The organism is Hymenobacter ginkgonis (genome assembly GCF_009755225.1).
Taxonomy (GTDB): Bacteria; Bacteroidota; Bacteroidia; order Cytophagales; family Hymenobacteraceae; genus Hymenobacter; species Hymenobacter ginkgonis.
The window spans coordinates 233,615-253,340 of sequence record NZ_WQKZ01000001.1 but is presented as its reverse complement, the minus strand read 5'-3'; the positions used below and the strand labels follow the sequence as shown (position 1 = coordinate 253,340).

Here is a 19,726-nt window from a genome sequence, read left to right as displayed (position 1 = left end):
AGCCCTGTTTTAGTTTAATAATAAGTTGCCCTGGGGCAGTAGCAGGTGCCACTTGCCCCCAGGCTGGCAGCAAGCCGCCGCACAATAGTATTAAGAAAGTAAAAATTTGCCTCATAGATTGTTATGTACCAAAGCAGAAAGCTAAATTAAGCGCAAAAAATCTCACTGACCCGTACCTACCAAAAAAGCGCGTCCGGGTAGGAATACTTATTCGCTGCAACAGCCATTTCTATCTTAATTTATAATTTTTAGCAGAGTGCAACTGCTCGCGGCACAACTATTACGCGGCGGGCCAGTGTCGAGGCAGCGCCACCTCACGCGCTAGCGGCGCCGCCCCCGACGCATAAAGGCCGGCCAATACAGCACTCGCGGCTTCGGCCAGTTCCAGGTGGTAGTCGGGGTGCAGCTTTTCAGCTTGGCGCAGGGCCTCTTGGGTGCGGCGCACTAGGTGCTGCAATAGCGGTTGGGTAGGGCCGTGCAGGCGCGCCACCAAGTCGGCCTGGTGCCGAAATACGTTGGCCAGCAGCCGAAAGCTCAGCTCCAACTCGCCCCAGCTGTCGCCCGTGATGCGGGTGTGGTAAGCCAGCCGCGCCTGCAACTGCCGCAAGATAACGAGCAGGTCGTTAGGCGTTTGGTGGTAGCCGCGCACGGGGTCATCAACTTGGTGCTGTAGGGCGGCGCGGCGGTCGGCCAGCGCATCGGGCCCTTCGAGCAAGCGAAAAGCCAGCTGCTCGGTCAGCACGGCATCTTGGGCCACGAGGCGGGCCAATAGTTGGTCTTTTTCCTTCTGCGGCAGGTCGAAGAGGGCGCGGCGCAAATCGGGGGGTAGGGCGGGCAATAGGGCGTGCGTTTTAAATTGTAAGATTCAGGCACAAACGGTTTTTGCCTAAGCTAAAGTTATAACTTCTTCAAACTACCGAACTCTTTAGCGGGTCAAACGAAACAGGCTTAAAATAATAAGCATAACAAGTACCAGCACAGACGGTCGCCAAATTTGCTGCTGTAAGCTTTTAAGTTCTGTTAACCAGTTTGGTTCGTCTGGAGCTAAGGGGACATATGATACACAGACGCAACAGCCCCATGCATTATTAATGGAATTATAAGTTCTTCGTTTTCGAGGCAGTTCTTTGTTTGTGATAGCATAAAGAATTATAGGTTTATGACGCGTATCAAGCCAATACCTTTTTTGGTTAGCCACAAGCATCATATCTAGCATCTTAACCAAGTCTTTATAGGTAGCGCTAGCCCGAAGGCGAATGCGTAGGCCGCTAGCATAAGTGGAATCAGCTTGCATAGCCACTAAAGAAGCTTCTATTGTGCTGGCACTAAAAAAATCAGCTAAAGGATTACCCCCATATTCTACGGTGCGCCAGGGCCGCAGCTCATCCAACTTGCTTACTGATTGATAGGGAGTGTTAAAAGGAGTTTCCGTACTGCCGGAAAAGCGCTTGTAGGAAGCTAGGCCAGTGGTGTCCGGCTTTAGGGCGGGCATGGTCAGTTGCACCATATTTGCTAGGCGTAGCTGCCGCCACTGGGTTCGCAATTCCAGGCAGCCTAGTAGCAATAAAAACCCCAGCGACAGCCAGCCTGGTGGCAATAATAAACGACGGCGAAACCGGTAGGGCACGAACATATACGGCAGCAAAAAGAATCACTACCAACCCTGATGCCCCTACCCCTTCTATTCCACAAAAAGAGCCAGTAGCCTTGCGGCTACCGGCTCTTTTTGGGTAGTTTACACAGTATGGAAAGAGGTGTTATTCGGCATCGCCCTCGGTAGAGAGGGTTTTGCCTTGGTGCTGCATTTCGGGCAGCGTGAAGTTGGCTTCGCTGGGGCGAACCAATTCATCGGGGAGGTTCTCGTCGGAAGCGGGGGCCGAGCCGGTGGGAGCCTGCATATCGGAGCGCATCGAATCGTCCATCATGTCGGCCATTTGCTGGCCGCTGTTGTCGTCGAATACTTGGCCAGCCGTTTCGCGGTCGAGGAAGCTATCCGATTCCTTTTCGGTTTCGGTGCGCGCGTTGTTCGAGGCGTCGGCTTGCGAATCGGTGGTGGCCGTAGCGGCAGCTTTACCGTTGAGGTTGTTGCCGGGGGCGGTTTGAGGAATGGAAGCCATATGATTAGTCGTTGGAACCGTGTTCTTTATTGTTTTCTTCCTGCCAAGTAGGTGTGGCGTGGCCGCCGGCGTAGCGAGGGTCATCTTGAGCCCAGGCGGCGCCTTGTACGTCGGCATCGGCGTTTTGGGAGGCGCGCACAGCCTGCGGGTCTTGGTTTTGGGTTGCGTGGCCGCGCTGTTCGGTAGGGTCGGCGCCGGCGGTTTCGGAGGAATAATCTTCGGTACCCGAAGCGTTGGGCTTGCGAAACTCGCTGAATTCGTCAGGGTTATCGTTGCTACCGTCGTTGTTGGCAGTTTTAGCAGCAGCCGCATCTACGTCGCTGGGCTTGCCGAAGCTGCCGTACTGCGGGGTGCCGGCTTCCGCTTCCTTGGCTGGGTCGTTGGGATTGAGGTGGGCATGCTCGGCGCGGTCGCGCTGACCAGCGGGCCGGGGGTCGGCAGCCGCGTCTTCGGCAGTGTCGGGGGAGGACGAGAAGATACTCATGGGAGGGAAGGAAAAGGAATCGAAAAACCATTCGGGCCACGCCCGGCTTTATGTTTACTCCCCTTTACGGGTTCTGGTTTTTTCTGGCCAATTCGCCCCGTGGCAACGGCGTATCAACCAGCCCTCCCCTACCCCCTTTCTACTTGACTATGAATATCAAACACAACGCAGCCGACCAGGAATTTACCAGCGGCCCCGCCGACGACCAAGCCGAGCTCGCCTATTCGCTCCCTACCCCCGGCGTGATTGATTTCGTGCACACCTTCGTGCCCGAGGACCGCCGCGGCCAGGGCGAAGCCGACCAATTGGCCCGCGCTGGCCTCGCCTACGCCCGCCAGCACCACCTGAAAGCTCGCACCAGTTGCGAGTTTATGGCTGCCTTTGCCGAGCAGCACCAGGATGAGTACCAGGATGTGCTGGAAGGGTAAGCGCTAACTAGGGTAAGCACTAACGCCTTCTTACAAAAAGAATATTAGGCATAATAAAGCGAAGCATCTCGCTTTATTATGCTGACGTTCTTTATCATCTATTTCCAACAACTCCTTACCGCCGGCTAAAGCGCAGGCGCAGCTCGCCATTTGGCCGCAGAGTAATGAGCGGGTTCATGCCCGGCGTAAGCTGGGCAGCGGGCGCTACCCGGAAGCGGCGCAGGGTTTGAATAAGCACTAATTGCAACTCGGTGAGGGCAAACTGGTTGCCCACGCACAGGCGCGGCCCGCTGCCGAAAGGCAGGTAGCCGTAGGCAGGCGGCGCGGGCACGGCACTTGCTGCAAAGCGCTCAGGGCGAAACACTTCGGCGTCGGGCCAGAGGCCGGGGTGGTGGTGCAGGCCGTAGATGTAGAGCGAAAACAGCGTACCCTTGGCAATGGGCACGCCTTGAAACTCATCGGCTTCGGTAGCCACGCGGTCCATTATCCAAGCGGGGGGGTAGAGGCGCATAGCCTCCTGCACCACTTGCAGGGCGTAGGGCAGGCGGGGCAAGTCGCCGAACTCCACGGCTTGGTCATCGGGCAGCTCGTGGGCAATTTCGTCGGCCAGCTTTTGCTGCGTTTCGGGGTGGTGGGCCAGCAGCGAGAAGGCCCAAGCCAGGGCGTTGGCCGAGGTTTCGTGGCCAGCCACGAGCAAGATATTTAGCTCGTCGAGCAATTGGTTTTCGCTCATCGCGGTGCCATCGTCTTCGTAGCGAGCATCGAGCAGCATCTGCAACAGGTCGTCGGGGGGTAGGGCGCCGGGCGCGGCGGCGGCCTGGGCCGCCTGGTGCCGGCCAATGGCCGCGCGCACCAACTCGCGCAGGTTGGTGGCCAGTTGGTCGTGGCGAGTGTAGTTGCCGCGCGCCCAGTGCCAGGGCCGCAAATACGGCTGCCGAATGGTATTGACGTAAAACGCCTGAATGGCCGTGAGCCAGTCGCTCAGCTGGGCGAGTTGGTTTTCGCCCAGGCTATTGCCAAACACCGACCGCGCCACGATGCGAAACGCTACCCCCGTCATAGCGGCGTGGGCGTCCAACGCCACTACCGGTTGCTGGTCAGAAAGTTGAGCTGCCAAGCCGTTTACCCATTCATCGGCCGCGGCCCGCATAAGCCGCGTGAGGCCAGCCAGCCGCTGGCGGTGAAAACCCGGCTGAATAAGCCGGCGCTGGCGCAGCCAGTCGGCGCCCTCGTTGGTGAGCAGCCCGCGGCCCAGGTAGCGCAACAACCCGTGCGTGAGGTCCGATTTGAAGTAGCGGCGGTGGTTTTTCTGTAAAATGTGCTGCACCAGCGCCGGGTCGCGCGTGACTACCGACGGCCGCACACCGCCCAAATACAGGCGCACGGTGTCGCCGTAGTGGGCCAGCAACTGGTTGAGCGCGCCAATGGGGTCGCGGGCCGACTTCATCGAATTGCGCAGCGTGAGCAGGCGCGGCACCTGCGGCCAGGCTGCGGGGGTAGGGGCGTTGGCAGGCATGGCTTAAGCAGGTAGTTCCAGCTCCCGCGGCAAGTCGAATTTCAGCTCGCGGCTCTTTTTGCGGCCGTGCAGCTGGGTCAGGAAGTCATCCAGCTCCGACTTGTATTCAAGCCACAGGTCTTCGTGCAGGTGCTTCACAATGAGCTGGGTAAGGCGCACCGCTAGCCGCGCCGTGGTCACGTAAAACCCCTGGTACACGCTGTCGAACTGCCCGGTGTAATTGTCAAAAATCAGCCGCAGCGTATACATGCCCAAGTCTACTTCGAGCTGCTTGCTTTTGGTGACGCGCCGGGCGCGGCCCGCCTCTTGGTTGGCCCCGCGCAGGGCTTTGACGAGGCTGCGGTTGAGCAAGCGGCCCGTCACGGCTACGTTGAACAGTTCGTGGATGCGGTCGGCGCTGGCCTCGTACACGCTGGCGAGCGTCACGTCGGGCAGCAGCTCGAAGCTGAAGGTGTCGTAGAGCTCAGCGTCGCGGCGCACGGCGCGCAGCAGCAGGGCCTCTTTTTCCTTGTCGGAGAGGCGGGCCAGGGCTTTTTTAAACGGGGCAGAAGGAACGGGCATAGGGGTAGCCGGCGCTGGGCCGGGCCGAAATTTACGGCGCGCCGGCCCCTACCCCCTCGCCCGGCCGCAACACCAGCGCCGCCCGGCGGTTTAGCTAGCCACGGCCCTTGCCCTACCCCCCGCCCTGGGCCGGAGGTAGCCGCGCGGGCAGGCAACGCTCACTCTTTTTTCCACCAACATGAAATACAACCTCTTAGGCAATACCGGCCTGAAAGTATCGGAGCTCTGCCTGGGCACCATGACCTTCGGCCCCAGCACGGGCCGCTTTGCCGCCATCAATGGCGTAGACCAGGCCGGCGCCGATGCCCTGCTCAAGCGCTCACTTGATGCGGGTATCAATTTTATCGACACGGCTAATATCTACACCGAAGGCCAGTCGGAAGAAATAACTGGCCAGGGCCTGCACAACCTCGGCATTAATCGCTACGACGTGGTGCTGGCCACCAAAGTGCGTGGCACCATGGGCCCCGGCCCCAACGATGTGGGCCTCACGCGCAAGCACATCATCGCCCAGGCCGAAGCCAGCCTCAAGCGCCTCAAAACCGATTACATCGACCTGTACCAAACCCACAGCTTCGACTCGCTCACGCCTTGGGAGGAAACCCTGCGCGCCCTCGACGACCTAGTGCGCAGCGGCAAGGTGCGCTACATTGGGGCTAGCAACGTGGCCGCCTGGCAGCTCATGAAGGCGCTTGGCGTGTCGCACTACCAGCGCCTCGAAAAGTACGTGTCGCTGCAAGCCTACTATACCATCGCGGGCCGCGATTTGGAGCGCGAGCTCGTGCCCCTTTTGCTCGACCAGAAGGTGGGCCTCATGGTGTGGAGCCCCCTGGCCGGAGGCTTTCTCAGCGGCAAATACACCCGCGAAAACCAGCAGGCCGATGGCCGCCGGGGCGGTAGCGGCTTCGATTTCCCGCCCGTCAATAAAGAATTGGCTTTCAACATCATCGACGTACTGAAGTCCATGGCCGACGCCAAAGGCAGCACGGTAGCGTCGCTGGCCCTGGCTTGGCTGCTGCACCAAAAGGTAGTGAGCACCGTCATCATCGGGGCCAAAAAAATGGAGCAACTAGAGGACAACCTCAAAGCCGTAGACGTGCAGTTTTCGCCCGAAGAATTGCAGCAGCTTGACGAAGTAAGCAAGCTTGCCCCCGAGTACCCCGGCTGGATGCTGACCATGACCGGCGGCGACCGCAAGGCCGAGTAAGCTCGCCTAATTAGTTTAAGAAGAACGTCCGGCTAAGCTGGCGCAGCATCTTCTATTGCTTCATCCAATGATGCAGTAGAAGATGCTGCGCCAGCTTAGCCGGACGTTCTTTTCGGGGCCACTTATTATGTTTTCCACCCCATTATCCTGGGCTTTTGCGAAACGAAACCGCCGGCCGTGGGGTTATTATTCGAATGCTGCTTTCCTACTGTCGGCTTCAGCCGCCGTATTTTTGTGCCATGGCTTTCCCTGCTACCCGCCCGCAAATTGACTACGATGATGACGTACTGCTGCTCGAAGAAGAGCAGGAGCTGCGCACACTCGTGGTGTATAATGATGATGTCAACACCTTCGACCACGTCATTCAGACGCTTATCGATGTGTGCGGCCACGAGCCCGAGCAGGCCGAGCAGTGCACGCTGCTCATCCACCACAAGGGGAAATGCGCGGTCAAAAACGGCACGTTTGACGAGCTAGCCCCGCGCTGCTCGGCCATCCACGACCGGGGTATTTCGGCAGATATCGTTTGATTTTTATCCTAAGTACCCGTCATGCTTTGGCAAGCAACTGCTACACGAGCATGATTGTCCCACGCCCTGAATGGATTTTCCTTCCAAACTGATTGAAAACGCAGTAGTTGAACTGTCGCGCCTACCCGGCATTGGCAAGAAAACGGCGCTGCGCCTGGCCTTGCACCTGCTGAAAGCCGAAAGCGATACCACCGCTAACCTGGCCGAGGCGCTTGCCAAAATGCGCTTCGATATCACGTATTGCCGCACCTGCCACAGCATTTCGGACAGCGAGGAGTGCTTTATTTGCGCCAACCAGCTGCGCGACCACAGCACGGTGTGCGTAGTGGCCGACGTGCGCGACGTGATTGCCATCGAAAATACAGGCCAGTACCAGGGCGTGTACCACGTGCTGGGCGGCGTCATCTCGCCCATTGAGGGGGTAGGGCCGGCCGACTTGCAGGTTGATTCGCTGGTGGCCCGCGCGGCAGCCGACGATTCCGAAATCCGCGAAGTCATCTTGGCCATTTCACCCACTATGGAGGGCGACACTACGGCTTTCTACCTCTCGCGCCGCCTGCGCGACTTCGAGCAACTCAACATCAGCACCATTGCCCGCGGCATTCCGATGGGTGGCGAGCTGGAGTATGCCGACGAGATAACCCTCGGGCGTTCTATTGTGGAGCGCCAGCGCCAAGCGCGCTAACCCACCCTAAACTAGCCTAACGTCCTGCTTCGTTTACCGAAGCAGGACGTTTCTTTTTGGGCGGCACTACTAACTTCGCTGCCCCGTGGTGAAGCTTTCTGTCGTCATTGTCAACTACAACGTTTGCTACTTTCTGGAGCAGGCCCTCTTGTCGGTTCGCCAAGCGGTGGCGAAGTTGGGCCAGCCCGTCGAAGTATTTGTGGTCGATAATAACTCGGCCGACAATTCGGTAGCCATGGTGCGGGCGCGGTTTCCGGAAGTTATTCTTATCGAGAACAAAGACAACCCCGGTTTCTCGAAAGGCAACAACCAAGCCCTGCGCCGAGCCACCGGCCAGTACCAACTGCTGCTGAACCCCGACACGCTGGTGGAGGAAGACACCTTCCGGCTGTGCTGCGAGTTTATGGATGCGCACCCGCGCTGCGGCGGCCTGGGCGTGCAAATGCTTGATGGCCAAGGCCAGTTTCTACCCGAAAGCAAGCGCGGGCTCCCTACCCCCTCGGTGGCGTTTTACAAGATGTTTGGGCTGGCGCAGCTTTTGCCGCGCTCGCGCACCTTTGGACGTTACCACCTGGGGTATCTCGACAAGAACGAGGCGCACCAGATTGAGGTGCTAAGCGGCGCGTTTATGCTACTGCGCCAGGCGGCCCTGGCCGAAATAGGGCTGCTGGACGAAGATTATTTTATGTACGGCGAGGACATCGACCTCTCGTATCGCCTCACGCAGGGCGGCTGGCAAAATTGGTATTTCCCCGGCACCCGCATCATTCATTACAAAGGCGAAAGCACGAAGCGCACGAGCGTCAACTACGTGTTCGTGTTTTATCGGGCGATGGTCATTTTTGCCCAGAAGCACTTCGCGCCGGGCCGGGCCGGGCTGTTTTCGGGGCTGATAAACGGGGCCATCTGGCTGCGGGCCGGCGCGGCGGTAGCCCGCCGCTGGGCCACCGCCGCCGCGCCCATCCTGGCCGATGCGGGCCTGCTCTACGCCGGCATGTACGCCCTCAAAACCTACTGGGAGCACAACCAGAAGTACGTGCGCCTGCCCTACCCCCCCCAGTACATGCTGGTGGCTGTGCCGGTGTACATCGTGGTGTGGCTGCTAGCTACTTGGCTAAGCGGCGGCTACGACCGCCCCGCCCGCACAGGGCCCGTGATGCGCGGCATCGTGGTGGGCACAGTGCTGATTTCGGCTGGCTCTAATTTCCTAGATAGCTGGCGTTTTTCGAAGGCGCTCATTGTGCTGGGCGGCGCCTGGGCGGTGGCCGCACTAGTGGGGCGCCGGCTGCTGGCCCACTGGCTGCGCCACGGCAACCTGCGCCTCAGCGAAACCCGGCCCAAGCGCCTGGCCATCATCGGCTCGGCGGCCGAAAGCCAGCGCGTGCGCCAGCTGCTGGCCGCGGCGCAGGTGCCAGCCAGCATCATCGGCTACATTCCGCCAGCAGCGGTGCAGCCGGGCCAGGGGCCAGCCCTACCCCCCTCGTCTGAGCAACTCGGCGAGCTGCGGCAACTACCCGAATTGGTGCGGATTTATGAGTTGAACGAGCTCATTTTTTGCAGTAAGGACCTGCCGGCCAGCCAGATTATAAGCCTCATGCTGAGCCTACCCCCCCAGCCGACGGTCAACTACAAGATTTTGCCCGAGGATAGCCAGTACATCATCGGCAGCAACGGCAAAAATGCCTCCGGCGACTACTACACCCTCGACCTGAACCTGCGCCTGGCCCAGCCCGCCCAGCGCCGCACCAAACGCCTGCTCGACCTACTGGCTAGCCTGGCGCTGCTACTCGCTACCCCCTTCCTTATCTGGGGCCTGCGCCAGCCCGGTGGGCTGCTGCCCAACATTGGCCGGGTGCTGCTGGGCCGGCGCAGCTGGGTGGGCCTGCGCTACACCCCCGAGGCGGCGGGGCCGCCCGCGGTGCTTTCGCCGGCCGATGCAGCCGGGCCCGCCCTACCCCCCGCCGACGCCGCTACCCGCCGCCGCCTAGAGTTTTTGTACGCCAAAGACTACGAGTACGACATGGACCTGCGCACGCTCTGGCGCGGCTGGCGCGGCCTGGGCAGCCGCTGATGGTAGCCACTGATGTTAGCGAAAAACACCTACCAGCGAACCAGCCGGAGGCTGTGTCCAAACCCCGCCAGGCATTAGCACAGCAGCCCGGCCATGCCTTTCACTTGCAGCCGGGCAAAATTCCGCACCCGCTCAAACCGCGCCTGAGTAGCTTCCAACTCGGCGTCTTTGGGCAGCCGCACGGGCACCTGCACGGCCAGCCGCTCAAACACGGCGGCGGCGATGTCGAGGTAGCCGAGCAGCAACAGATAGAGCTGCTTTTTCTCGTCTTCCGAGTAGCCCTTCGTGCGGATGGCTTTGGTCAGCGTATCCAGCTGGGCCGTTTCGTCGGTGAATAAGTCGCGCAGGGCGCTGCGCTGCCGGTCGTACTCGGCCAGCAGCTCGGCCTCCACAGCTGAGGCCAAAAAAGGGAAGGCATCAGCAAAAGCTACTGCTTTCGTAAAGGCTGCTTCGGCCTGGTAAATAAGGGCTAGGTGCTTTTGCAAGCTTACCCACAGCCCGGTGCGGGCACGGTCGAAGGCGGTACTAGTTGTTTCGGTCATGATTTGCTTGAAACGGCGATTCGTAGCTGCACAGTTGCTTGGGGTGGTCGGTCTAGCGCAGTGCCCGCGTTAGAGTGGCAAGCGTAAAAATGAGGCGGGGCGCCGCCGCGGCGCACCAGCCACAGAAGTACGGTTAAAGGAGAACCCGGTAGCCCGCAAAAGAGAATTCGTGCGCTTTTTTAGTTGTAAATGCCTGACTTTCAGACAAATTTTGACTGTCAATGGCCAGCAGCTGTAAGCAACAAATTGCCTCACTAGCAATGCTGAAACGGTTTCTGTTGCTAATCAGGCCTACCCATGCCTGCCAGTTGCTATTGGTTAGCATCGGCAATTTGGTAGGGCTCCTTACACCGTTGATTACTCATATCCTTTAGCTATTCCACTGTTCGGCTTAAAAATACCCACTAGTGGGTATTGCTGCCCGTTTACAGGCCCAGTAGTTTTGCTTCAATAGAAACTAAACAAGTTTTTATTGTACTAATTTTCCCCAACTTTATGAAAAAAATCTACACGGCCTCTTGTTTACTCGTAATCACAGCCCTGTCGGGATTTACAACTCCAACCACGAAGCAGCCATTAGTCACTCACTACGCGTTTGTGACTGCCACGGAGTGGGATAAATCCTTGGACGAGCCGGGTCATGCTGGTCGCGTAGCGCTCACCACGGGCATTGTAGAGTTTTCGTGCGACAATAGCGGGAGTATGGTCGCGCATCAGTTTATAACTTACTATAAAGGTGAAGAGGAAACGACCACTAGAGGGTTAGAGTACGGCTCCCCTTTAGATGGCTGGGTTTATGACACCTACGACAAGGCAGTGGCGGCTCGCCGGTTTATGATAGCCAATAATAATAACCTAGAGCATAAGCGAAGAATTGAGGGTTTCTCTGCTACCTGCGAGTAAGCTGAGCCTAGCCGTCATAACGACTCACTACTAGCACCAGCTAACCGTCATTTGCAATAAGCAGATTTACTGTATTTAGGCAATGAATAGCTGTTTTCACCTATTCATTGCCCAAATACAGTCGCTGCTAGTAGCAGCTTAAGTGACAAGTAGCTAGCACCTCCTACCCTCAAAATTTATGAAAAGACTTTTTACTTGCTGCTACTTTTTCATGTGCACTTTCGCTGCCCAGGCGCAGCAGAAACCAACCCAAGAAGCTACCCTGGCTTTCATGAACCGGGTTTTAAATGAAGCTAAAGGAGTAGCTGTGGATAAAGGAACGAGCAACGAGCACCGGTATCTCGATGTAACGCTCAGAAAAGACTATTACCACTCGCAAACAGCAATACCAGGAAGCGACTATACAAATAATGTGTACATCGAAGGCATACCCTGGGACACCTTCGACGGATTTGGTCGTTCTACTGAAATTGGTAACTGCACGGACATATTTGTGCGTTTTAAAGCTACCCTACGCGTTAGCATGAAAAGGGGAGATACCCAGAGCTGGGATAGCTTTTATATAAACGGATTAGATTTCATTGTCTTAACAGAGAAAACGGATAGTTTTAGGAAGGCTTGCCTCCGGCTGGCAGAAACGGTTACAGAAGAAAACAAAGACCCGTTTAAAGATTAGTTTTCCGTTCTAGCTGCTTCAGTTTAATCAGAAGCAACTAAAGCTGAAAAAAGCAAAAAGCTGCGGCAAAAAGCAATAGCTGATGCTATTGCTTTTTGCCGCAGCTTTTTGCTAAATAAGCATCTACATAATTCTTGTAGTTATTAATCCGGGCAAAGCCGGCCGAATTGCTTTGCAGCTTGGCATTGTAGCTGGCAATGGCTTTGTCTAGCAAGGTTACCTGCGTTTCTATAACTTCCCGGCTGCCATAGTACTCCTGAAAAGACGCGATATTGCCCGCCAAATTTTGGAGTAAAGCCGCGCTTTTTGTGAGTTGATTTAAATCACTAAGCGCTTCAGCGGCTACAGTCATGACGATGTCATCGGTAGTGGCACCAGATAAGGCCGTTTTGCCCCCTTTGACGTAGAGTTCTATACTTTCCTTGTTGGCTACTAAAAAACTCACCGGCTTTTTCGCCATTCGCCTCAGCGCGCCCTGCGGCGTGGCAATTCCTAAAAAGTCTTCGGTGGTGTTAGCCAGGGTTTTTACGGCAAGCAGCCCTACCTGCCAGTTAGACGTGGACCAGTTGCTTTCCTTCAGCAGGTCGCTTTTAAGGCGTTTGACGTCCGCGACGTGATTCTGCTGAATCGCGTATTTATCTCGCTGCTTATTCCACAGGCTCAGCAGTTCCACGTCGCGGTAATACACCAAGTCTTCGCAGCTCATGGCTCGGCCCGTCGCAGGCCGCGACGCCGCTTGCTTGCCCAGTACCGCGCGGCAGTCAATTACGTTCACGATGCTGAAACCCACATTTTCGGGGTATAGCTTCATATCAGTAGCTACCTGCGTGTCAATGGATTCGCGCGTGGGGCCGCCGTAAAAGGTATAATGCGGAACTACCTTCCGCTCCCTACCCTCCGAACACTGCCTCGACTTGAGCACCAACGCCACGTAATACTCCTGGCTGGCAGCCACGTAGTAATTAGTGTAGGTGTACTTGCCCCGCCCTACGGCCTGTATCAAGGAGTCGGTCAGGCGCTTGCGCGTATCGGCTGCTACTTCGGCCGCCACCCACCGGGCCTGCGGACGCACACAAACGGGGTTTCCGCAGGGGGGCACCATTTCTAGCTGCAGCACGCCCATAAAAACCCAACGCTTAGCCGATTGGGCTTGGCTAGTATGGAAGGCGCACCCCCAAATAGCTAGGGCAACAAACCAACTAATAAGTCTCTGTGAATTCATAGGAGCAGAAAACAGCGAGAATAGTGCAAGATATTAGTAGCAAGACCGATAGCAAGGTCATTTCACGTGGCCAAGCTACGCACAGAATAGTAGCGGAAGCAAAGGCAGCTTCCACATTATCAGCTGTTTTGAGTTACTAGCTACTGCTTTGCACAATATGGGTGTGCCATTAGAGCCCCGCCGAGGCCCACTCCTCGAAGAAATACGATTAAAAGTGAAGTAAATACCAAGTGGATAGCCCGCAAAAGGAGGCCACCGAATACTTTTGTTATTCGCACACCTTATTATCCTAAAGTTATGACGCCTAGTAGTGTTGCCCCGGCCCCAATGGCCGACCCGACCGCCTACCTCTCCGACCGCGTGCTGCACATGCAGGAATCGGCTACCATCGCGATGGCTAAAAAGAGCCGCGAGTTGGCGGCTAAGGGGGTCGATGTAGTCAATTTGAGCTTTGGTGAGCCCGATTTTCAGACGCCGCAGTACATCAAGGACGCTGCCAAGCAGGCACTCGACGAAGGCTTTACGTTTTACACGCCCGTACCCGGCTACCTTGACTTGCGCCAGGCTATCTGCGACAAGTTTCAGCGCGACAACAACTTAAGCTACAAGCCCACCGAAATAGTGGTGAGCACCGGTGCCAAGCAGTCGCTCACCAATGCCGTGCTGGCGCTGGTGAACCCCGGCGACGAGGTCATTATTTTCTCGCCCTACTGGGTGAGCTACGCGGCCATCGTGGAGCTGGCCGACGGCGTGCCCGTGCCCATCATGGGTAGCCTCGACAACGACTACAAGGTGACGGCCGCCGAGTTTGCCGCCGCCATCACGCCGCGCACTAAGCTGGTGATGTATTCGTCGCCTTGCAACCCGACTGGCGCCGTATTCAGCCGCGCCGAACTGAGCGCGATTGCCGACGTGCTGGCGCAGCACCCACACATTTTTGCGCTGGCCGACGAGATTTACGAGTACATCAACTTTACTGGCGAGCACGTAAGTCTGGCCCAGTTTGCAGCCGTGAAAGACCAGGTTATTACCGTCAATGGCTTCTCGAAAGGCTACGCCATGACGGGCTGGCGCCTGGGCTATATGGCTGCCCGCCAAGATATTGCCGCTGCCTGCGACAAATTGCAGGGCCAGATTACGTCCGGCACTTGCTCTATCGCGCAGCGCGCCGGCCTGGCCGCCCTGAAGGGGGGTAGGGCCTCGGCCGATGAGATGGTGGCCGCCTACCACCGCCGCCGCGACTTGGTGCTGGAACTTGCCAAAGATATTCCGGGCCTGAAAACGCCCACCCCCGACGGCGCTTTCTACATTTTCCCCGATGTGTCGGCTTTCTTCGGCCGCACCGCGCCCGATGGCAGCACCATCAACGACTCGTCGGATTTGGCTTTGTACTTGCTCAATGATGCGCACGTGGCCTCGGTGAGCGGCGACTCGTTTGGCGCCCCCGACTGCATTCGGTTCAGCACCGCCGCCGCCGATGAGAAGCTGCGCGTGGCCTTCGAGCGAATTAAGGTGAGCCTAGCGAAGCTGAGTTAGCGGGTAGGCCCGCAAAGTACTGCTTTAAAAGAACGTCCGGCTGAGCCTCGCGAAGCATCTCGCCCGCTTTGTTGGGTTGCTACCCCCAATAGCGTGCGCGAGGTGCTTTGCGAGGCTCAGCCGGACGTTCTTTTTAAATACCCTCTCTGAGGAGGAAGGCTACATGGGCGCCGCCGTACCTTTGGGGTACTTATGAATTTGCTATCCGCCGAGAATATCTCGAAGAATTACGCCGACCGTTGGCTATTTAAAGACCTCAACTTTGGCCTGCAACAGGGCCAGCGCGTGGCTTTTGTGGGCATAAATGGCACCGGCAAGACCACGCTGCTGCGCGTACTAGCCGGCCTCGAAACCCCCGACACCGGCTCGGTAAGCACCCGCAAGGCCATTCGGGTGACGTATTTGGGCCAACAGCCGGTGTTTGATGAAAGCCTGACGGTGGAAGAAACCATCTTCGCTAGCCAGAACGACACACTGCGCGCCATCAAGGACTACGAGCACGTGGTGAACGACCCCAACCACAAGCCCGACGACTTGCAGCGGGTGATGGAGCTCATGGATACCCTCAACGCCTGGGATTACGAGGCGCAGGTGCAGCAGATACTCGGGCGCCTGGGCATCCTAGGCGAGCTTTTACAGCGCAACGTGAGCATGCTTTCGGGCGGGCAGCGCAAGCGCGTAGCCTTGGCCCGCGTGCTCATCGAAGAGCCTGACGTGCTGCTGCTTGATGAGCCCACCAACCACCTGGATTTGGCCACTATCGAGTGGCTCGAAAACCGGTTATCGTCCCCTACCCTCACTTTGCTGATGGTGACCCACGACCGCTACTTCCTCGACAAAGTGGCGAACGAAATTGTGGAACTGGACAAGGGCCAGATGTACCGCTACCAGGGCAACTACGCCTACTTTGTGGAGAAAAAGGCTGACCGCGAGATGCGCGAGGCTACGGAGGTAGAAAAGGCTCGCCAACTCTTCAAAAAGGAACTGGACTGGATGCGCCGCATGCCTCAGGCCCGCGGCACCAAGCAGAAGGCGCGCATCGACGCCTTCTACATTACTAAGGAAAAAGCCAGCACCAACCTCAGCAAGCAGCAGGTAGAGCTAAGCGTGAAAACGACGCGCCAGGGCGGCAAAATCATTGAAGCTGAACACCTAAATAAAAAGTTTGGCGACAATGTGGTGTTGGATGATTTCAGCTACGTGTTTAAGAAGAAGGACCGGATTGGGCTAGTTGGGCCCAATGGCGCGGGCAAGTCTACGCTGCTCAATATGCTGACCGGCAAGCTTAAGCCCGACTCCGGCACCATCGATGTAGGCCTCACGACGGTGTTTGGCTACTATACCCAGACCGAGTTGGAGTTTGACCCTACGCAGCGCGTGATTGATATTGTGAAGGAAGTGGCCGAAGTGGTAGAGCTTGCCAACGGCGACGTGCTCACGGCCAGTCAGTTCCTGAATTTATTCTTGTTTCCGCCGGCCCAGCAGTACACACTGGTGAGCAAGCTGAGCGGCGGCGAAAAGCGCCGCTTGCAACTGCTGCGCGTGCTGATTAAGAACCCCAACTTCCTGATTCTTGACGAGCCGACCAACGACTTGGACTTGGCCACGCTCAATATCCTGGAAGATTTTCTGCTGCACTTTACGGGCTGCTTGCTCATTGTGAGCCACGACCGTTACTTCCTCGATAACCTGGCCGAGCACTTGTTTGTGCTGGAGCCAGGCGGGGCCGTGCTCAATTTCCCCGGCAACTACACCGACTACCGCGACTACCTAGCCGAGCGCGAAACTGAAGCAGCCCTCGAAGAAGAGGAAAAAGCCGCCAAGGCCTCCCGTGCCGCGGCTAAGGCTACGGCCGCCGCCCCTGCCCCTACCCCCCCACCCGCTGCTCAGCCACCCAAGCGCCGCGCTTCCTTCGCCGAAAAGAAAGAGTTTGAGCAGTTGGAGAAGGACATTGCCGCCTTGGAAAAAGAAAAGGAGCAATTGGTGGCCAACCTGGCCACCGGCCAAGGCTCGCGCCAAGACCTGATTGCCTGGCCTGCCCGCCTGCAAGCCGTTGATAAAGAGCTCGATGCTAAGGGCGAGCGCTGGCTAGAGCTGAGCGATTTTATGTAGTAAAGTAGCGCAGTGTAAGCAAAGAAAGAACGTCCTGCTGAGCTTGCGGGGCATCGCGCTCGAATCATTGGATTCACAACCCTTTTGATTCGAGCAAGATGCCTCGCGTTGCTCGGCAGGACGTTCTTTTTTATTTAGTAACCTATTAAAAACCTACGCTTTCCAGAGCTCGTGCTCCTGGCCTTTGCTGGTGGTGAGGATGAAGCGCGGCGGGTTGGCGCGCAGCACGAGGCGCACGCGGCCGGGGTACTTCTCCGAATCGACCCACACGCCATCTTCTTTCTGAGGCTTGTCGGTGGCGGGCAAGTAGGCAGTGGGCAGCAGCACGTCGGTATCGGACTTGAGGTCGAGGTGGACTTTTTCGAGGGCTGCTTCGAGGTCGGCGCCAAAGTCGTCGTTGAAGTCATCTTCGAGGTCGTGCAAGGCCTCCTCCACGTCGTCGTAGCGCGCGTCGTCGTAGGTGAGCGTGTGCAGCTCGGCTTTCTTCTCAATCAGGGCCAGCAGGGCGGCATTCAGGTCAGCGGCGTTCATCGGGGAAAGCGGGGAAAAGACAAAGGAATGTGGGTGCGGCACAAATTTGCGCATGAAACGGCAAACAATCTGCCCAACCGCGGCGCCGCTGGGCCGTTTAGACAAGGCATGTCCCTTTCCTACCTATTGGCTAGCGCGGTGCTGCTGGCGCTGCTACTGGTTTTTTACCGCTACCTCACCGCCGACCAACGCCGCCGCCGCGCGGCGCTGGCTACCCCCTTTCCAGTGGCTTGGCGCACCTTACTAGCTGAGCATGTGGCCTTCTACGACGGCTTGGCTGATGCCGACAAAACGCGCTTCGAGCAGGCTATGCAGTTGTTTTTGGCCCGCACCCGCCTCACGGGCATCCAAACCGAAGTCGATGACCTCACGCGGGTGCTTACGGCGGCCGCGGCAGTTATTCCGGTATTTGGTTTTCCGGGTTGGGAATATCCGACGCTGCATGAGGTGCTAATAGTGCCCGATGCCTGGCAACTCGAAACCCGCCCCGACCAAGAAGTACGGCCGCTGCAAGGCACGCTGCTGGGCTCGGTGCAACGCTTCCAAAACGACCAATACATGCGCCTGAGCCGCGCTGCCCTAGTGCAAGGCTTCACCGACGCCGAGGACAAGCACAATGTGGGCGTGCACGAGTTTGCCCACTTGGTAGACGAGGCTGATGGCCAAATTGACGGTATTCCGGGCGCGGGCCTACCCCCCGCCCTGCTGCGCCCCTGGGCCGAGGTGATGCAGCGCGAGCTGGCGGCCATTCGGGCCGGGCACTCCGACATTGACTCCTACGCGGGCACCAACGAAGCCGAGTTTTTTGCGGTGGTAAACGAATATTTTTTCGAGCGCCCCGAAAAGCTCCAGGAAAACCACCCCGAGCTGTTCGACTTGCTCAGCCAGGCCCTGCACCAGCACCCCGAGCAAACCCTCGGCGCCAGCCCCGGCCACCTCGACCCGCGCCAGTGGCTACGCCAGCTGCGCGCCAAAAAGAAGGTGCTGGGCCGCAACTCGCCTTGCCCCTGCGGCTCGGGCAAGAAGTATAAGGATTGTCATTTGGCCAGCGCAGCTTGAATCGTTAAAAAAGAAACAAGCACGTTAGGCGGCACCAGTTTAGTCGTTGTTGCTGAGTAGTATTGTAGGAAAGACGTTAGTTTATCGGCTACCTTGTTCCTACTTAGTACTTTTCTAATTTTGCGTTATTCTATTTTAGTAGCAGGCTTTGCAGTCGGTATAGCGCTTTGCAGCCGAGAAGGCCAAGCGCAAGGAATTTATTACCTGCCAGCGCCTCAGGTACAGGCGCCGGCCGCCCCAGGCTCAGCATTTGTAGCTAGGGTAGTGGATGCCCGGCCGCAGCGCACCAGCATCGGACGGGTTAACGTAAGCAAGTTCGTGCTGCCGGCACCAGCTACTTTCCGCGATGGGTTAGCACCTACCCTGCTCGCGTTTTTTGCGCAGTATGCACCCGGTCAGAATGGTGCTACGCCGCTGGTGCTACGGGTGACTAACCTGGAAATCGGCGAAACGCCGGAACCTACCGCTAGTTTCATCGCCGATTTCTATGCCCCTCAGCCTGATAGCAGTTACAAACTGGTAGCTCACTTCGCCCAAACGCTTAGCAAGCGGCTCGGGCTTTTCGCCGATGCTACCGCTAAGCTCAACAGCACCTTAGGCGAGCTGCTGCTGAATGCTGCGCTACTGGGCCGCGACCAAGCCACTTGGCTCCACTCTGGCATCAACTACCCCGCCGCCTATGTACTGGCCACGTCAACGCAGCCGGCCGAAATGCTGCCGGTGCTAAACCCGGGTGTGCAACTGCGGGCAGGCTTTTATTATTCGCTGCCTGAGTTTTGGTATAACCAACCGGGTGAGCCCTGCCAGCCTGAGGTCGAGTCGCATCCCTACTACACCGCCGAGTGGGCTGGTGATAGGGAGGTTAAGCCTTACCGCCGCACTACCGATAACCAGCGCGTGCTGGCTACGGATGTTTGGGGTTTTAGCGATGGCCAAGATTTCTACTTAAAACGAGGTGCTAGCTTCTACCGGCTGGAACGCCGCGGCCAGGGCTTTGTTTTTCACGGCCGCATTGGCGACGACCCAGCCTACCAGGCGGCAGCTAGTAGCCGTGCGGCTGGCCAAGCATATATGACAGGCTGGGCCTTGGCCGCCGCGGCCGCGCCTTCCCCTTCGCGTAGGGCCTTATTCAGCCTAAGTCCGCTTACGGGCGGCACTAGCCTTGACCCAGCCGCTAGCAGTCCGCCGCTGGCCATGCGGCCTGCCCAGCTGTTTGTGTATCGGCCTCGCAACGCCAAAGGGCCGGTGGCCCGCATCCGGCTGGCGCCCGGCCAGCCTCTTCAGGAGCTAGCAGCCGGCGACTATCTCACGCTTTCGCCCCCAGCCGACCAGGCTTTGCAAGTAGGCACCTTGCTTGGCACTGGTCTCGAAGCTAATTTGTCGGTTATGCCCACCGCCGAGGCGCCGATTTATCTGGAATATCGGCCCGTGGAGACGTCGCCTCTTCGGCAGGTAGCAACTAATGAAGGCACGGCCGCGCTCAATCGACTAGTGCGGTAGCCAGCAAACTCAGAAAGCGGGGGGTACCTCATAATAGGCCTACAGA

At 57.8% G+C, this 19,726-nt stretch carries 20 protein-coding genes; 11 read left to right on the top strand and 9 right to left on the bottom strand.

The annotated features are described in order from the left end of the window. Window positions 1–280 precede the first annotated feature (280 nt). The 4 genes from GO988_RS01005 to GO988_RS00990 form a co-directional block, all read right to left on the bottom strand. A complete protein-coding gene (locus tag GO988_RS01005; protein ID WP_157561674.1) occupies window positions 281–838 on the bottom strand; it encodes a hypothetical protein in 558 nt (185 codons plus the stop codon). An 87-nt stretch (window positions 839–925) separates the two neighbouring features. Beyond that, window positions 926–1,633: a hypothetical protein gene (locus GO988_RS01000; RefSeq protein WP_157561673.1), complete on the bottom strand. Its 708-nt coding sequence runs from the start codon at window positions 1,631–1,633 to the stop codon at window positions 926–928. Window positions 1,634–1,757: 124 nt separating this feature from the next. Next, complete coding sequence (locus GO988_RS00995) at window positions 1,758–2,117, bottom strand: hypothetical protein (RefSeq protein WP_157561672.1); 360 nt, start codon at window positions 2,115–2,117, stop codon at window positions 1,758–1,760. Between the two features lie 4 nt (window positions 2,118–2,121). Continuing rightward, window positions 2,122–2,601: a hypothetical protein gene (locus GO988_RS00990; RefSeq protein ID WP_157561671.1), complete on the bottom strand. Its 480-nt coding sequence runs from the start codon at window positions 2,599–2,601 to the stop codon at window positions 2,122–2,124. Window positions 2,602–2,651: 50 nt separating this feature from the next. On the opposite strand from GO988_RS00990, the gene GO988_RS00985 reads away from it, so the two are divergent. Beyond that, a complete protein-coding gene (locus GO988_RS00985) occupies window positions 2,652–3,029 on the top strand; it encodes a GNAT family N-acetyltransferase (protein WP_157561670.1) in 378 nt (125 codons plus the stop codon). 115 nt (window positions 3,030–3,144) lie between these two features. On the opposite strand, the gene GO988_RS00980 is transcribed toward GO988_RS00985, so the two are convergent. Then, window positions 3,145–4,545 (bottom strand): cytochrome P450, encoded by a 1,401-nt coding sequence (locus GO988_RS00980; protein WP_157561669.1) that lies wholly within the window; start codon window positions 4,543–4,545, stop codon window positions 3,145–3,147. Window positions 4,546–4,548: 3 nt separating this feature from the next. Continuing rightward, a complete protein-coding gene (locus GO988_RS00975) occupies window positions 4,549–5,106 on the bottom strand; it encodes a hypothetical protein (RefSeq protein WP_157561668.1) in 558 nt (185 codons plus the stop codon). 178 nt (window positions 5,107–5,284) lie between these two features. On the opposite strand from GO988_RS00975, the gene GO988_RS00970 reads away from it, so the two are divergent. The 4 genes from GO988_RS00970 to GO988_RS00955 all read left to right on the top strand — a co-directional run bounded on the left by GO988_RS00970 (window position 5,285) and on the right by GO988_RS00955 (window position 9,599). Beyond that, window positions 5,285–6,313, top strand: a complete 1,029-nt coding sequence (locus tag GO988_RS00970) for an aldo/keto reductase (protein ID WP_157561667.1) — start codon at window positions 5,285–5,287, stop codon at window positions 6,311–6,313. Window positions 6,314–6,552: 239 nt separating this feature from the next. Then, the gene (locus GO988_RS00965) at window positions 6,553–6,843 is read left to right on the top strand and encodes an ATP-dependent Clp protease adaptor ClpS (RefSeq protein WP_157561666.1); all 291 of its coding nucleotides are present in this window, start codon (window positions 6,553–6,555) and stop codon (window positions 6,841–6,843) included. Window positions 6,844–6,913: 70 nt separating this feature from the next. Next, the gene (recR, locus tag GO988_RS00960) at window positions 6,914–7,528 is read left to right on the top strand and encodes a recombination mediator RecR (RefSeq protein WP_157561665.1); all 615 of its coding nucleotides are present in this window, start codon (window positions 6,914–6,916) and stop codon (window positions 7,526–7,528) included. A gap of 85 nt (window positions 7,529–7,613) precedes the next feature. After that, complete coding sequence (locus GO988_RS00955; protein WP_198172453.1) at window positions 7,614–9,599, top strand: glycosyltransferase; 1,986 nt, start codon at window positions 7,614–7,616, stop codon at window positions 9,597–9,599. Window positions 9,600–9,673: 74 nt separating this feature from the next. Here GO988_RS00955 and GO988_RS00950 read toward each other — a convergent pair whose 3' ends face one another. Continuing rightward, window positions 9,674–10,141 carry a hypothetical protein gene (locus tag GO988_RS00950; protein WP_157561664.1) on the bottom strand — a complete coding sequence of 156 codons (468 nt, stop codon included), beginning with the start codon at window positions 10,139–10,141 and terminating at the stop codon, window positions 9,674–9,676. Window positions 10,142–10,636: 495 nt separating this feature from the next. On the opposite strand from GO988_RS00950, the gene GO988_RS00945 reads away from it, so the two are divergent. Together GO988_RS00945 and GO988_RS00940 are read left to right on the top strand one after the other, a co-directional pair. Beyond that, a complete protein-coding gene (locus GO988_RS00945; RefSeq protein WP_157561663.1) occupies window positions 10,637–11,044 on the top strand; it encodes a hypothetical protein in 408 nt (135 codons plus the stop codon). A 178-nt stretch (window positions 11,045–11,222) separates the two neighbouring features. Further along, window positions 11,223–11,720, top strand: a complete 498-nt coding sequence (locus GO988_RS00940; protein ID WP_157561662.1) for a hypothetical protein — start codon at window positions 11,223–11,225, stop codon at window positions 11,718–11,720. 85 nt (window positions 11,721–11,805) lie between these two features. Here GO988_RS00940 and GO988_RS00935 read toward each other — a convergent pair whose 3' ends face one another. Further along, window positions 11,806–12,792 carry a hypothetical protein gene (locus GO988_RS00935; protein ID WP_157561661.1) on the bottom strand — a complete coding sequence of 329 codons (987 nt, stop codon included), beginning with the start codon at window positions 12,790–12,792 and terminating at the stop codon, window positions 11,806–11,808. A gap of 447 nt (window positions 12,793–13,239) precedes the next feature. On the opposite strand from GO988_RS00935, the gene GO988_RS00930 reads away from it, so the two are divergent. After that, window positions 13,240–14,478 carry a pyridoxal phosphate-dependent aminotransferase gene (locus GO988_RS00930; RefSeq protein ID WP_232341327.1) on the top strand — a complete coding sequence of 413 codons (1,239 nt, stop codon included), beginning with the start codon at window positions 13,240–13,242 and terminating at the stop codon, window positions 14,476–14,478. 192 nt (window positions 14,479–14,670) lie between these two features. Beyond that, window positions 14,671–16,590 (top strand): ABC-F family ATP-binding cassette domain-containing protein, encoded by a 1,920-nt coding sequence (locus GO988_RS00925; protein ID WP_157561660.1) that lies wholly within the window; start codon window positions 14,671–14,673, stop codon window positions 16,588–16,590. 153 nt (window positions 16,591–16,743) lie between these two features. On the opposite strand, the gene GO988_RS00920 is transcribed toward GO988_RS00925, so the two are convergent. Next, window positions 16,744–17,121, bottom strand: coding sequence for a hypothetical protein (locus GO988_RS00920; RefSeq protein ID WP_157561659.1), 378 nt, complete (start codon window positions 17,119–17,121; stop codon window positions 16,744–16,746). A gap of 108 nt (window positions 17,122–17,229) precedes the next feature. Here GO988_RS00920 and GO988_RS00915 point away from each other — a divergent pair, with 108 nt between their 5' ends. Both GO988_RS00915 and GO988_RS00910 read left to right on the top strand, forming a co-directional pair. Then, window positions 17,230–18,180, top strand: a complete 951-nt coding sequence (locus GO988_RS00915; RefSeq protein WP_157561658.1) for a zinc-dependent peptidase — start codon at window positions 17,230–17,232, stop codon at window positions 18,178–18,180. A gap of 264 nt (window positions 18,181–18,444) precedes the next feature. Further along, window positions 18,445–19,680, top strand: a complete 1,236-nt coding sequence (locus GO988_RS00910) for a hypothetical protein (RefSeq protein WP_157561657.1) — start codon at window positions 18,445–18,447, stop codon at window positions 19,678–19,680. Window positions 19,681–19,726 lie beyond the last annotated feature (46 nt).

Excerpts from the sequence above, each read along its gene's own strand:
- GO988_RS01000 (WP_157561673.1), bottom strand. The coding sequence starts at position 1,633 with ATGTTCGTGCCCTACCGGTTTCGCCGTCGTTTATTATTGCCACCAGGC.
- GO988_RS00995 (WP_157561672.1), bottom strand. The coding sequence starts at position 2,117 with ATGGCTTCCATTCCTCAAACCGCCCCCGGCAACAACCTCAACGGTAAA.
- GO988_RS00990 (WP_157561671.1), bottom strand. The coding sequence starts at position 2,601 with ATGAGTATCTTCTCGTCCTCCCCCGACACTGCCGAAGACGCGGCTGCC.
- GO988_RS00985 (WP_157561670.1), top strand. The coding sequence starts at position 2,652 with ATGTTTACTCCCCTTTACGGGTTCTGGTTTTTTCTGGCCAATTCGCCC.
- GO988_RS00980 (WP_157561669.1), bottom strand. The coding sequence starts at position 4,545 with ATGCCTGCCAACGCCCCTACCCCCGCAGCCTGGCCGCAGGTGCCGCGC.
- GO988_RS00975 (WP_157561668.1), bottom strand. The coding sequence starts at position 5,106 with ATGCCCGTTCCTTCTGCCCCGTTTAAAAAAGCCCTGGCCCGCCTCTCC.
- GO988_RS00970 (WP_157561667.1), top strand. The coding sequence starts at position 5,285 with ATGAAATACAACCTCTTAGGCAATACCGGCCTGAAAGTATCGGAGCTC.
- GO988_RS00965 (WP_157561666.1), top strand. The coding sequence starts at position 6,553 with ATGGCTTTCCCTGCTACCCGCCCGCAAATTGACTACGATGATGACGTA.
- recR (WP_157561665.1), top strand. The coding sequence starts at position 6,914 with ATGGATTTTCCTTCCAAACTGATTGAAAACGCAGTAGTTGAACTGTCG.
- GO988_RS00950 (WP_157561664.1), bottom strand. The coding sequence starts at position 10,141 with ATGACCGAAACAACTAGTACCGCCTTCGACCGTGCCCGCACCGGGCTG.
- GO988_RS00945 (WP_157561663.1), top strand. The coding sequence starts at position 10,637 with ATGAAAAAAATCTACACGGCCTCTTGTTTACTCGTAATCACAGCCCTG.
- GO988_RS00940 (WP_157561662.1), top strand. The coding sequence starts at position 11,223 with ATGAAAAGACTTTTTACTTGCTGCTACTTTTTCATGTGCACTTTCGCT.
- GO988_RS00930 (WP_232341327.1), top strand. The coding sequence starts at position 13,240 with ATGACGCCTAGTAGTGTTGCCCCGGCCCCAATGGCCGACCCGACCGCC.
- GO988_RS00925 (WP_157561660.1), top strand. The coding sequence starts at position 14,671 with ATGAATTTGCTATCCGCCGAGAATATCTCGAAGAATTACGCCGACCGT.
- GO988_RS00920 (WP_157561659.1), bottom strand. The coding sequence starts at position 17,121 with ATGAACGCCGCTGACCTGAATGCCGCCCTGCTGGCCCTGATTGAGAAG.
- GO988_RS00915 (WP_157561658.1), top strand. The coding sequence starts at position 17,230 with ATGTCCCTTTCCTACCTATTGGCTAGCGCGGTGCTGCTGGCGCTGCTA.